At 41.3% G+C, this 13,000-nt stretch carries 14 protein-coding genes and 1 tRNA gene; 12 read left to right on the top strand and 3 right to left on the bottom strand.

Going from position 1 to position 13,000, the window contains the following annotated elements; genetic code table 11:
- Together ABYB02_RS09070 and ABYB02_RS09065 are read left to right on the top strand one after the other, a co-directional pair.
- Window positions 1-573, top strand: a 573-nt coding sequence (locus ABYB02_RS09070) for a hypothetical protein (protein WP_372762147.1), incomplete at its 5' end; no start/stop codon positions are given.
- 41 nt (window positions 574-614) lie between these two features.
- The gene (locus ABYB02_RS09065; protein ID WP_372762146.1) at window positions 615-1,091 is read left to right on the top strand and encodes a hypothetical protein; all 477 of its coding nucleotides are present in this window, start codon (window positions 615-617) and stop codon (window positions 1,089-1,091) included.
- A 40-nt stretch (window positions 1,092-1,131) separates the two neighbouring features.
- Here the strand turns inward: ABYB02_RS09065 and ABYB02_RS09060 are convergent, their stop codons facing one another.
- Window positions 1,132-2,040, bottom strand: a complete 909-nt coding sequence (locus ABYB02_RS09060) for a YbjQ family protein (protein WP_372762145.1) — start codon at window positions 2,038-2,040, stop codon at window positions 1,132-1,134.
- Between the two features lie 171 nt (window positions 2,041-2,211).
- Here ABYB02_RS09060 and ABYB02_RS09055 point away from each other — a divergent pair, with 171 nt between their 5' ends.
- The gene (locus ABYB02_RS09055) at window positions 2,212-2,472 is read left to right on the top strand and encodes a hypothetical protein (protein WP_192532648.1); all 261 of its coding nucleotides are present in this window, start codon (window positions 2,212-2,214) and stop codon (window positions 2,470-2,472) included.
- 174 nt (window positions 2,473-2,646) lie between these two features.
- On the opposite strand, the gene ABYB02_RS09050 is transcribed toward ABYB02_RS09055, so the two are convergent.
- Window positions 2,647-2,723 (bottom strand) — tRNA-Pro (locus tag ABYB02_RS09050).
- A gap of 117 nt (window positions 2,724-2,840) precedes the next feature.
- Window positions 2,841-3,464, bottom strand: coding sequence for an arylesterase (locus tag ABYB02_RS09045; protein ID WP_372762144.1), 624 nt, complete (start codon window positions 3,462-3,464; stop codon window positions 2,841-2,843).
- On the opposite strand from ABYB02_RS09045, the gene ABYB02_RS09040 reads away from it, so the two are divergent.
- The 9 genes from ABYB02_RS09040 to tolB form a co-directional block, all read left to right on the top strand.
- Entirely contained in the window at window positions 3,465-4,178 is a 714-nt protein-coding gene (locus ABYB02_RS09040; protein ID WP_372762148.1) for an ABC transporter ATP-binding protein, read from the top strand. It abuts the gene before it with no gap.
- On the top strand, window positions 4,168-6,669 hold the full coding sequence (locus tag ABYB02_RS09035; RefSeq protein ID WP_372762143.1) for an ABC transporter permease: 2,502 nt from the start codon (window positions 4,168-4,170) through the stop codon (window positions 6,667-6,669). Before ABYB02_RS09040 ends, ABYB02_RS09035 begins: the two co-directional genes overlap by 11 nt.
- Before the next feature lie 130 nt (window positions 6,670-6,799).
- Window positions 6,800-7,324, top strand: a complete 525-nt coding sequence (ruvC, locus tag ABYB02_RS09030) for a crossover junction endodeoxyribonuclease RuvC (RefSeq protein WP_372762142.1) — start codon at window positions 6,800-6,802, stop codon at window positions 7,322-7,324.
- A gap of 2 nt (window positions 7,325-7,326) precedes the next feature.
- Entirely contained in the window at window positions 7,327-7,944 is a 618-nt protein-coding gene (ruvA, locus tag ABYB02_RS09025) for a Holliday junction branch migration protein RuvA (protein WP_372762141.1), read from the top strand.
- Window positions 7,945-7,951: 7 nt separating this feature from the next.
- On the top strand, window positions 7,952-8,959 hold the full coding sequence (gene ruvB / locus ABYB02_RS09020) for a Holliday junction branch migration DNA helicase RuvB (RefSeq protein ID WP_372762140.1): 1,008 nt from the start codon (window positions 7,952-7,954) through the stop codon (window positions 8,957-8,959).
- A gap of 917 nt (window positions 8,960-9,876) precedes the next feature.
- On the top strand, window positions 9,877-10,581 hold the full coding sequence (gene tolQ / locus ABYB02_RS09015) for a protein TolQ (RefSeq protein WP_372762139.1): 705 nt from the start codon (window positions 9,877-9,879) through the stop codon (window positions 10,579-10,581).
- A complete protein-coding gene (gene tolR / locus ABYB02_RS09010) occupies window positions 10,568-10,999 on the top strand; it encodes a protein TolR (protein ID WP_372762138.1) in 432 nt (143 codons plus the stop codon). Before tolQ ends, tolR begins: the two co-directional genes overlap by 14 nt.
- A 4-nt stretch (window positions 11,000-11,003) precedes the next feature.
- Window positions 11,004-11,909, top strand: a complete 906-nt coding sequence (gene tolA, locus ABYB02_RS09005) for a cell envelope integrity protein TolA (RefSeq protein WP_372762137.1) — start codon at window positions 11,004-11,006, stop codon at window positions 11,907-11,909.
- Window positions 11,910-11,918: 9 nt separating this feature from the next.
- The coding region (gene tolB, locus ABYB02_RS09000; protein WP_372762136.1) for a Tol-Pal system beta propeller repeat protein TolB at window positions 11,919-13,000 on the top strand (1,082 nt) is incomplete at its 3' end.

The following is a 13,000-nucleotide window of genomic DNA, read 5'->3' as shown; positions in this document are numbered from 1 at the left end:
GTTGAGGGTTATGCTAGTCTGAATATGGACTCAATTTCAAAATGGATTTTTAATATGATGAAACAATTTTTTTCACTTTCACTATTGGTTATAACCGCATGTTCTGAACTCCCAGAAAAAAAGATGAACTTTTCTTCAATTAAAGGATTCACGATTAGCGAAAGGCTCTCCGTTTGCCCAGATGAAACACTTGATTACAGCTCGTCAGGTAATAGCTTTACGTGTGAAATACCAACTACTTTTTTTAACTCTCCTACAAAAATAACAGTAAAAGTAGCTAACGGAATTATCCACAAAATAAACTTAGAGCTAAGTGAGGAAGATTTGAATTATTCATTTAGTGATATAGAAAAAGAACTATTAAAGCAGTATGGAGATCCGACTAAAATAATAACTAAAGGGTCAAAAAGAGGAATCATTTGGTTTAATGATTCAAACGGTTTTTATACCATAGCTGAGTTTCACGATAGTAAATTTTACGGTAAGAGAATTGAGCTAACAGCAGCCTCCCCTAAAGATGAAGCAGAAAAATTTAAAATTAAAAAGTTTATATTTCCTGGGAATGACATGTAATATGTCGATGAAATTAAAAATAAAATATATAGGGAAATAGTATGTCAGTGGGTTTTATTGTCTTTTTTTGTTTGTGTGGATTAATAACTGGCATTGCTGGAAGTAATAAAGGAAGAAGCGGCTTTTTATGGTTTTTAGTTGGTTTTGTGCTTGGGCCCCTTGGTATAGTATTAGCGCTTGTTGCTAAAAAGGACAATCAAACTCTCGAGAGCAAAGCACTAGCCTTAGGTACACAAAAGAAATGTCCATTTTGTGCTGAATTAATAAAATCAGAAGCTATCATTTGTAAACATTGTAATAAAGAACAGCCAGAGAATAACGCCTCTGCTCAAGTCGAAAACAACCAGAAAACGTTACTTAATGCTATTGCGGATAATAATATTGAAGGCATAAAAAATATTTTGGATACCGCTCAAGACATTTCTTATACAGACTTTTCTATTCCACCATTAGAGTACGCAGAGTTACATGGTAACGATGAAGTAATAACCCTAATCAAAAAAGTATTTAATAAGTAATGATAAGCCCAAAATACTTTGGGCTATTACCTAAGTTATATTACTCAACTATTACCGCAGTGCCAGAAGCAACAATAAATAACATACCAGACTTCCCACCACCTGATATCTCACTGTAATCTAAATCAATACCAATTACCGCGTTAGCACCTAATGAAAAGGCCTCTTTTCTCAACTCCGCCAAGGCTGTTTTGCGGGCATCTCTTAGCGTGTTTTGTATACTTTTATTTCTTCCGCCGAAAGTATCACTAAGACTTGCAAATATATCTTTGAATATATTCATGCCATAAACACACTCAGCAGTTATAACGTCCAACCTTTTGAGCACTTTTAAATTTGATGCTGTTTCAGTAGTAAGCACAACTTCGTTAGGGCTTCTAATTACTTTAAAGTTTTTTGCAGTGAGGCTATCTTTTCTTTTTTCAATTTCGCTTAGGTTATTTTTTATTCTTTCATTTAAAGCTGAGAGTTTCGTATTTAGATATATATTTTTTGTAGCCTCTATCTTATGAGCAGTTTCTTTAGACACACTCGTTATATATTTACCATAGAAAAGGAGATCATAAGAGGATTTACAATCAACAGTCCTCAAACCTGCTATACCATAGTCTTTTGATTTAAAGCTGAGTAGTACACTAGAGAGCGTAATTTCATTGTTGTTTACATCTAAAAGCTTTTCATTAATATTATTATTTATCGTTGTGTTTTCTTTGATGCCATGTTTTTTATACACACCAGATAGGCTATAAGTCGTGATTAAATTGCAAAGGAATTCATTGTTATAAAATATTGATGCGACACCTTTGTAACCATCTTTTTTTAGTGAAAAGCTGAGGTGCTCAATCTCATAAGTTGTTTCAGTAAAGTTATTGGTTAGGCCTTTGTCGTTTAAAGTCCATTCGGTTTTGGTATTTGAAGCTTTTGATTGTTGATTATCTGATAAAAACATAACCGTCCTTAGTAGTTTTAGTGTTATTAGAATTACAAAAGGCGCTGACAAATTCAAGCCATTTAAGTTTTATTATCCATAGCCTTCTTATTGAACACAATTTTATGCCTAACTGAATCGCCCGAAATGATTGTAATAAAAGGGTATAATATGACCTTCTAAGGAGGATATATGAATACACAGCATAGAATTGATAACGATAAACTAGTATTTAAAGCGCTGGTATTAAAGCTTAATGAATCGCATAAATATAAAAACCCTAGCTACCAGTATTTAGTTAATCATTTAAATAACATAAACTTAAAAACTAGTTGGGGTAATACATGGACGCGTAAAAGCTTATTTAGATATTTACAAAGAAACGGGTTTTCGGGTGTATGGGGGCTTAGAAATAGCCTAGAACAATACAGCAAGCTAGCTAAATTTTTATAGGGTATTTTCCTACACCGTAGAAGGGGGATTCGCAACCAGTACGCACGAGCAATTGAAGAGTTGAATTTTAATTCCCGACTATAAAAAAAGAGTAGAGTGGCTACACATTGGCTACACGCAATACTGTAGGTTAAAACGAGAGATTTATAAATTGAGGTAAGGTATTGATTTAATTGGTCGGTATGGAGAGATTCGAACTCTCGACCCCTGCCACCCCATGACAGTGCGCTACCAAGCTGCGCTACATACCGACGTTGGATGCAATAGTACGTGTATTTTTTAAAAAATCAATAAGCATTTGTTTGTTTGGGTGTTTATTGCGCAACTAGGGGCGAAATAGTTGAGCCTTACACTGAAAAGTTGCACTATTAATTATTATTTAACCAGTTATTGATCGTGTTATACATTTCGTCTCGTAGAATAGGTTGTGCAATTTTGTTAGGGTGCAAGTTATCGTTTTGCATCAGGTCGCTTTGGCCCGCGACTTTAAGCACAAAAAACTCCATTAGGTAAGCATTGGTCGCTTCACTTACTTGTGTGAAGCTGTCGGTAAACATTTTGCTATACCGTGGGCCGTAATTAGGGGGAATGTAAATTTCCATTAACGCGCTTTTCGCGTTGGCGGCTTGGCTTTTTTCTATTAAGGCTGTTAAGTTAGCTTGCATTGTTTTAACTGGAAAACCACGTAAACCGTCGTTGGCTCCAAGCTCAATTAATACATGTGTGGGTTGGTACTGTGCTAGCAAACTATCGACTCGTCGCAGTGCGCCGCCAGTTGTTTCACCACTAATACTGGCATTAACTAGGGTGATATTACGTTGCTCGGCATCGTACTTATCTTGTAACAACTTTACCCAGCCTTGCTCTTGTTTAAGTCCGTAGGCTGCGCTTAAACTATCACCAAGTATTAAAATGGTGTTGTCGGCTGCTGCACTTAGTGGCTTGATAACTAAAAATAAAACGAATACAAAACGTAGGATTGAATGAGTCATATGTCAGCGCTTTCTCAATTAAATATAATTCAAGTAAATGGTCTGTCTAAAGTCGTCTCTACCTTTGAAGGTGAGCTGCCCATCCTCAGCGACATCAGCTTTAATGTCAAGCATGGCGAGTCGGTTGCGGTAGTGGGCACGTCTGGCTCAGGCAAATCCACGTTATTAAGTTTATTGGCAGGCTTAGATACCGCCACAAGCGGTGAAATTATGCTTGATGGCCAGCCGTTACATAATCTCGATGAAGAAGCCCGTGCAGCTTTGCGTGCGGCAAAAGTGGGCTTTGTGTTTCAGTCGTTTATGTTAGTGCAAAGTTTAACGGCACTTGAAAACGTTATGTTGCCTGCAGAGCTTGCAGGAGAGCGCGATGCTAAACAACAAGCGCTTACTTTGCTAGAAAAAGTGGGCTTAAGTCACCGAATAGATCATTACCCGTCGCAACTCTCTGGTGGCGAGCAACAACGTGTGGCGATTGCCCGCGCGTTTATTGGTACTCCTAAAATACTGTTTGCCGATGAGCCCTCGGCAAACCTAGACAGCAAAAACGGTAAAATGATCGAATCGTTATTATTCGATTTAAACTCGCAACACGGTACCACGCTTATTTTAGTGACTCACGACGACGCGTTAGCGAATAAGTGTCAGCATATTATTCAAATTGAAGGCGGATGTTTAGTTAAAAATTCAGCAGAGGAAATGGCACATGTGGGCTAAGTTAGCGCTGAAGTTATTTGCCCGAGAGTTTCGCCGCGGCGAACTAACCGTTATTAGTGCTGCTATTGCCTTAGCTGTATTAACGGTTCTTACTCTGTCTATGGTTACTGAGCGAATTTCACAAAGTATTGCGCAAAAAAGCAGTGCATTTATTGCCGCCGATCGAGTGCTGGCGAGTAATCATAAAATTGATAGCGCGTTTATTACCCAAGCTCAACAGCAAAATTTAGCCACGGCGCAAATGTTGTATTTCGATACCATGCTGTTTGCTAATGACGAAATGCAATTTAGCTCGGTAAAAGCGGCGTCTAGCGAATACCCGTTAAAAGGGCAGCTTAAAGTGAAGTCAAGCCTAAACGGTGCGACTGAGATTGCCAACGGTGGGCCAACCCTTGGCAATGTGTGGCTTAGCGAGTCGGTTTTTTATAGTTTAAATATTGATATTGGCGATGTGGTTGAGCTAGGTGCGGCGCTATTTAATGTTGAAAAAGTAATTGTAGAAGAGCCCGATGCGCCTTTTAATGTATTTTCCAGTAGTCGTCGCGTGCTTATTAATATTGACGATGTTGAAAAGACCGAAGTAATACAGCCCGGCAGTCGCGTATTTTATCGCCAGCTGTATGCCGGGGATGAAAGCGACATTAATGCATTTTATAGTTGGCTAAAGCCACAGTTACAAGAAAACCAGCAATGGTATGGAGTAAAAGACCGCCAGTCGCCTATTTCTAATAGCCTAAATCGGGCTGAGAGCTTTTTGCTGCTTGCCGGCTTACTAGGCATTATTTTAGCGGCGGTGGCGATTGCCGTTTCGGCAAAGCGCTATTGTGAACGTCAGTACGATCCTGTTGCGATGATGAAAACCTTAGGGGGCAGTCGCGCGATGATCCGTCAAATTTATCTTACGCACTTATTGTTAGTGTGTTTTATGGCGGTGAGTGTCGGCTTGTTAATTGGCTACGGTTTACAAGCCGTGGCGAGTCATTATTTGGCGCAAAGCATGGGCATGAACCTTCCTATGGCGGGTATCAAACCCTGGTTGGTGGCCATTAGCACCGGGGTAATTTGTGCAGTAATGTTTTCTATTAAGCCGTTATTCGACTTATTTGATATACCGCCGCTGCGGGTATTACGTCGTAATCTGGGTGATCAGTTAGCGGTTAGCCGAGTGCATTTAGGCTTAAGCGCGCTCACGGTGTTTTTACTTATGTGGCTATTTAGCAGTAATATAAAAATCACCCTTATTTTGTTTTTATCTACCTTGGCCTTAATTGGCGTGTTGTTTTTGCTCTCTAAACTCATTTTTGGCGGCGGCCGTAAGCTTGGCTTAAAGCCAGGAAATAGTTGGTCACTGGCAATTGCGTCTATTCAAAAACGCGCCAACGTTAATGCGGTGCAACTGATCAGTTTTTCTTTAGCAATTAAATTGTTGCTGTTTTTAGTGGTACTTAAAAATGACATGATCGCCGATTGGCAATCGCAATTGCCAAGCGACGCGCCGAATGCGTTTTTGGTCAATATTACGCAAAATGAACTTGCTCCTGTGAATGAGTATTTGGCAGAAAAAAATATTCAGGTGTCAGAGTTTTACCCCACTATTCGTGGGCGGGTAAATGCGGTCAATGGCGAGCTGGTGGCACGAGAAGTATCATTACAAGACAACGAGAAAAAAGACGAAGAGGCCCGTGCAGGTATTGGCCGTGAGCTAAATTTAACCTGGCTTGATACGCCGCCGGCACAAAACGAAATAGTGCAAGGACAATGGTTTGGCAAAAATGCACAAGCCGAAGCGTCGGTTGAAGAGTCAATGATGAAGCGCTTAGATGTGAAGCTAGGCGATACACTGACCTTTTTAATTGGTGCACAGTCGTTTGACGCTAAAATTACCAGTGTACGTAATGTAAACTGGGCGACCTTAAAGCCAAACTTTTTCATTATTTTGAGCCCCGATGTGCTTAAAGATTTTCCGGCAACCTACATTTCCTCGGTGCGCATAGAGCCTGAGCAAAAACAAGATTTTAGCCAACTATTACGCAGCTATCCCACCATAACCGCAATCGACGTTAATAATTTTGTGAAACAAATTCAATCAACCATCGAGCAAGTGTCGTTAGCCATTGGTTTTGTGCTGGTTATCGTGGTGCTGTGCGGGGCTTTAGTGCTTATATCGCAAGTGCAGGCCAGCTTAGGCGAACGCATGCAAGAAATAGTGATACTGCGCACCTTAGGGGCTAAAAGCCGCTTGATTAAAAATGCCACCTTGTATGAGTTTTTATTACTTGGCGGCTTAGCGGGGTTAGTGGCGGCGTTTTTCAGCGATATTGCGCTGTTGATTGTGCAACAACAAATGTTTGATTTAGCGGGTAAACTACACCCTCATATTTGGTTGATAGGGCCGCTCGCGGGGGGCGCTTTTGTGGCGGGGCTAGGCTACTTTATGATTGCCCGCACCCTTAAACAAAACACCCAAGGCTTAGTGCGCGCGCTAGGGTAGCTGCTGCTATTTGAGTAAATATAAAACGCCCACCTTGTTGTGGGCGTTTTTGTATTATTGCTACTGGTAATTTATACAGTGCTCTGGCATTATTGCCGATATTAAACAATAACAACAATGGAAGTGCTTTTTGGCGATAATTTTAGGCATCGATCCTGGCTCGCGTTTAACAGGTTACGGCGTGGTTGCGCACCAAGGGGCAAAATTTACTTATTTAGGCAGTGGTTGTATTAAATTAGCCGATCACGAGTTCCCGGTGCGCTTGAAAATGATTTATCAAGGCATTACCCAGTTAATTGAGCAGTTTTCGCCAGAAACTTTCGCCATAGAAAAAGTATTTATGGCACATAATCCCGACTCGGCATTAAAGTTAGGTCAAGCACGTGGCGCTGCGATTGTTGGCGCAGCCATGGCGAGTTTACCGGTGTTTGAATACTCCGCACGGCAAATTAAACAAGCGGTGGTGGGTAATGGTGGCGCCGATAAATCGCAAGTACAACATATGGTAAAAAATATTTTAAAATTACCGGGTACGCCGCAAGCCGATGCAGCCGATGCGTTGGCAATCGCTATTTGCCATGCTCACTCAGAACAAAATTTAATAAAACTCGCGGGGAGCGCCAGCAAAACCGTGAGAGGACGTTTAAGGAAATAACTATGATTGGCCGTTTAAATGGGGTGTTAGTTGAAAAGCAACCGCCCGAAATATTAATTGAGGTCAGTGGTGTTGGCTACGAAGTGCAAATGCCAATGACCTGCTTTTACGATCTGCCAAAGGTAGGCGACAACGCCATTATATATACCCACTTTGTGGTACGTGAAGACGCGCAGCTGTTATTTGGCTTCAATAATAAAGTTGAGCGTGCGTTATTTAGAGAGCTCCTAAAAGCTAATGGCGTAGGCCCTAAGTTAGGTTTGGCTATTTTGTCGGGGATGTCGGCGCAGCAATTTGTAAGTTGTGTTAATAACGAAGATGCAACCAGTTTAGTAAAGCTACCCGGTGTAGGTAAAAAAACGGCTGAGCGCTTAGTGCTCGAAATGAAAGACAGATTAAAAAGCTGGGGCAACGATTTATTCACCCCATTTAGCGACAGCGCGGTTATAGAGCCAGTCACGGATGCCACCATCGCTAATAATGCTGCTGATGATGCGGTATCGGCATTAGTGTCGTTAGGTTATAAATTGCCACAGGCGCAAAAAGCAGTAAAATCAGTGAGCAAACCCGATATGTCTACTGAGGTTCTTATAAAAGAATCTTTAAAATCAATGCTGTGAGTAACCTATGATCGAAGCTGATCGCTTAATAGATGCGAGTGAACAAACAAACGAAGACACCATAGACCGCGCAATAAGGCCAAAACTATTGGCCGACTATCGTGGTCAGACGCATGTTAAACAGCAAATGGAAATTTTTATTGAAGCGGCGCGCAGTCGAGGGGAAGCGCTTGATCACTTGCTGATATTTGGTCCACCAGGGTTAGGTAAAACCACGTTAGCCAATATTGTTGCTAATGAGCTGAATGTGAGTATTAAAACCACGTCGGGCCCGGTGTTGGAAAAGGCTGGTGATTTAGCCGCGTTATTAACCAACCTAGAAGAAGGCGATGTACTTTTTATTGATGAAATACACAGGCTTAGCCCGCAGGTTGAAGAAATACTGTACCCGGCAATGGAAGACTACCAGTTAGATATTATGATTGGCGAAGGGCCTGCCGCTCGCTCTATTAAGTTAGATCTACCGGCATTTACGTTAATTGGCGCAACCACGCGTGCGGGGTCGCTTACCTCACCGCTGCGCGATCGCTTTGGCATAGTACAGCGCTTAGAGTTTTACTCGGTGGCTGACTTATCTCACATAGTTGGGCGCTCGGCACATTATCTTGATCTAGTAATGTGTGACGATGGCGCCACCGAAATAGCGAAACGTTCGCGTGGCACACCGCGAATTGCGAATCGATTATTACGCCGCGTGCGCGACTACACCCAAGTTAAATCTGATGGTACAGTAAATGCCGACGTGGCGCAGCAAGCACTCGATATGATAGATGTAGATAAAAGTGGGTTCGACTATATGGATCGTAAATACTTACTCGCCATTATAGAAAAATTTATGGGAGGCCCCGTAGGGCTCGATAACTTAGCCGCTGCTATTGGCGAAGAAAAAGAAACCATTGAAGATGTAATAGAGCCATTTTTAATTCAACAGGGCTTTATTCAACGTACTCCGCGTGGACGCATTGTATCTGACAACGCCTACCATCATTTTGGTTTATTACCAAAGCAACAATAAGTAACCTTTATGCTCTTTAGCGAGCTTGTGCCTTACAGCTCGCTACCTAATTATTCCTCAGCAATTATTTGCTAGCAGTGCCCGCTAAAGATCCCACTTGAATATACAATTCACAGAGCGTTAAGACTCGCATGGCTATGCTGCATCGCGGTTAATTAACGGCATTGATTATGTGTTTTACTATTGTTGTAGCCACGTTGTGGTTGTTGCAGGCAAAAAAAAGCCCGCAAATAATGCGGGCAAACAACAAGTTGAAGGAAGTAATCTTGGGAACTCTGTTTTACTCAGTCAGGTTTTATCCAAACGAATAAAGCAATGTAATACGATGAAATATCCTATTACTAAGAACTGGATTTAATGAAAAGGTTTCATTTAATGCGCTAGCTCGGTATGGCAAAATAATAGCGAATAGCGAGCTGTTGTTCAAACTAGAAAATTTGTAATTTCAGATTAGAAAAACTAATTTCAAGATATTTATTAATGTTTAAATATCGTGCGTTAAATAAAAGTTAATATTGTAAGTTATTGAAATTTAATGTTTAAGTGTGTTTTTGTAATGTGCTTCGGTATTAGTTTTACTATTATGTAATGTTTGGCTAAATGTATTTTTGCGTGCTTATGCATAAATTTAGAATAAACAATGTGTTTTATATAGTTTTAACTTTAAGCTATTTACTAAAATAACGCGCTTTATGGCTATTTAAACGACCTGCAATATTGTTTATTGCGATTAATGTAAAGCTTACGGAATTTTTTAACGTTTTTTGTTGTCTATTCATAGCAATACCGTTGTCAGCAGGAAATACACTATATACACTAAGCGACACTTTTAGGCACTTATACCTTTGTGGCTTAGGTGTGTGTCATATAACTCAAATCATTCAATTTGAGGTGTTTTTAATTTTTAGGAGTTTAACGTGGGATCAGGGCTTAATTTTTTAGATTTAATTCTAGAAGCCAGCTTGCTAGTGCAATTAGTAATGCTAGCGTTAGTTGCTATGTCTGTTATGTCGTGGGCAATTATTTTTCAACGTAAAAAAGCAATCTCAGATGCCTTAGCCAGCACTAAAAAGTTTGAACAAAAGTTTTGGTCAGGTGTTGATTTAAGTAAGCTATACAATGAAATTTCATCGCGCAGCGGCCAGTCACAAGGTATTGAAGCACTGTTTACAGCCGGCTTTAAAGAGTTTGCGCGTCATAAAAAAAATACTATTCACAGCGCTGGCATTGTTATGGAAGGCACCCATCGCTCGATGCGCGTAGCGCTTTCTCGTGAAATAGAAAAATTAGAATCGAGCTTGTCATTTTTAGCCACAGTGGGATCAATTAGCCCGTACATCGGCTTATTTGGTACTGTGTGGGGTATCATGAATGCATTTATTGCCTTAGGGGAAGTAAAACAAGCCACATTGCAAATGGTCGCGCCGGGGATTGCCGAAGCATTAATTGCAACCGCAATGGGTTTATTTGCGGCTATCCCGGCTGTTATTGCTTATAACCGCTTTGCCAATAAAGTTGAAAAGTTAGAATCTCACTATATTAACTTTATGGAAGAATTTGCAAATATATTACACCGTCAAGCAGCTACCCAAATAGAGGCTCAAGCGAATGTATCAGCGTAAAAAGCGTCGCCCGGTCGCAGAAATTAATGTAGTACCCTACATTGATGTAATGTTGGTGCTGCTGATTATATTTATGGCAACGGCACCACTGATCACTCATGGTGTTAAAGTTGATTTGCCAAAAATGGAAGAATCAGACTTAGTTGATACCAAAGATACGCCGCCCATTATCGCCTCAATTGATGCACAAGGTCGCTATTACGTGAGCATAGGTACTGACCCAGAAGAGCCGATGGAAGCATTGGATGTTGCTGCGGTAATCAAAATGCAGCTGATGAAAAACCCGGATGTGCCAGTGATGATCAAAGGGTCGGGTAAGGTATCGTATCAAGAAGTTTTACTCCTAATGGACTTTTTAAAAAGTGCGGGCGTACCGTCGGTTGGTTTAATGACCGAATCCTTTGAGGGGAAAAAGTAGTAGCATGCAAACTCCATTAATAAAGTCGGTTGTTTTACACTTAGCACTGGGGGGGCTGTTATATGCGTCAGCAAACTTGCATACCTCGCCTCCTAAGGTGATGGAAGTGACGCTTAACTCTGCGCTGCCCGATGCTGATAAAGCGGTATCGGCGGTAACGGTCGATCAAAAGCAAGTTGAGCAAAAAATAGCAGAACTCAGAAAGAAAGAAGACGCTAAAAAGCGTGCCGAAGATCAGCGTATTCGCGAGCTAGAACGCCGTGCTGATGATGCGCGCAAACAGCGCGAAGCAGAAGCTCGGCGAATTAAAAAATTAGAGCAGCAGCGCAAAGCGAAAGAAAAAGAAACCGCCGAAGCGCAAGCGCAAGCTAAAAAAGCGCGCGCAATTGAGCAGCAAGAACGTGCGAAGGCAAAGCAAGCTGAAAAGCAAAAGCAAGAGGCCGAAAATGCTGCAAAAGCCGCCGCAGCTAAGCGTAAAGCCGAAGAAGAAGCGCTTAAAAAAGCGGAAGCGGAGCGCAAACAGCGTGAAGCAGAAGCAGAGCGTAAGCGTGAGCAAGCGTTGCAAGAACAAATGTTGCAGGAGCAGCTTGCTCAAGAGCAGGCGGCACGTAACAAAATTCGTCAGCAACAAGTATTAAGTGAAGTTGATAAGTATCGCGCATTAATTATGGCGCGGATTCAACAAAACTTACTTATTGACGAAAAAATGAAAAACCAGCAGTGTCGCGTCAATATTCGTTTAGGGTTTAATGGGTTGGTAACGCAGGTTAAGTCATTAGGTGGCGATAAGTTAGTGTGTGAGGCGGCATTAAGGGCTGTGCGCATGGCTGATACATTACCGGTATCTAAAGACAGAGATGTATTTGATCAACTGAAGAATATTAATTTAACAATCAAGCCAGAATTTTAAAGGAATGATATGTTCAACAAAGTAAAAATAGCCTGTTTAGTTTTATTATTAGGGTTTCAGGGGCTGGCTAATGCCGCGCTTGAAATCGTGATCACCGAAGGTATTGATGGCGCAAGACCCATCGCGATAGTGCCGTTTAAGTATCAAGGTATAGGTCCGATCCCAGAAAAGCTCAGTGACGTTATTGCCGCAGATTTAATGCGCAGTGGTAAATTTAAACCAATTGATGTGGCGCAAATGCCGCAGCAGCCAACGAAAGATGGCGATATTGATTACGCCGCATGGGTTAACCAAGGGGTAGAAGCGGTATTAGTTGGGCAGGTTGAGCAGCAACCGAATGGCCGTTACTTAGTAAGCTATGAGCTGGTTGATGTGATCCGCGGACAAATCACCGGCGGTGAAACACAGTTAATGAGTAATGGTAAATTAGTACAAAGCCAAGACCATATTTTAGAAGCGCGTACCAGCGCTATTAGCGATACGGGGTTCCGTCGCTACGCGCACCGTATAAGCGATGTAATTTACGAAAAACTAACCGGAGAGCGTGGGGCGTTTTTAACTAAAATTGCCTACGTTATCGTACGTGATAACGATGATAAGCCTTACCAATTAGTGGTTGCAGATTATGATGGCTTTAATGAACAAGTTTTACTACGCTCTAAAGAGCCATTAATGTCACCCGCATGGTCACCCGATGGTACTAAGCTGGCGTATGTAACATTTGAGAATCGTCAGAGCCAAATTTACATTCAAGACCTATACTCAGGTAAGCGAGAGCTTGTTACCAGTTATCCGGGGATTAATGGTGCGCCACAATTTTCGCCAGATGGCAAAAAGCTATTGTTAGTACTGTCAAAAGATAAAATTGGCGCCACCGAAATATACTTATTAGACTTGTTAACTCGTAAAGAAACCCGTTTAACACGTCACCGTAGTATAGATACCGAGCCGTCGTGGTATCCAAATGGTCAAGATATTGTGTTTACATCTGAAAGGGGTGGTAATGCTCAGATTTATAAGTTAAATTTAAAAACTGGCAGAACTCAAAGACTAAGCTTTGACGGTGATATGAACCTTGCGGGAGCCATAAC

Origin of the sequence: Pseudoalteromonas sp., from assembly GCF_041613455.1 — a bacterium.
Taxonomy (GTDB): Bacteria; Pseudomonadota; Gammaproteobacteria; order Enterobacterales; family Alteromonadaceae; genus Pseudoalteromonas.
This window is presented reverse-complemented; position numbering and strand designations above follow the sequence as displayed.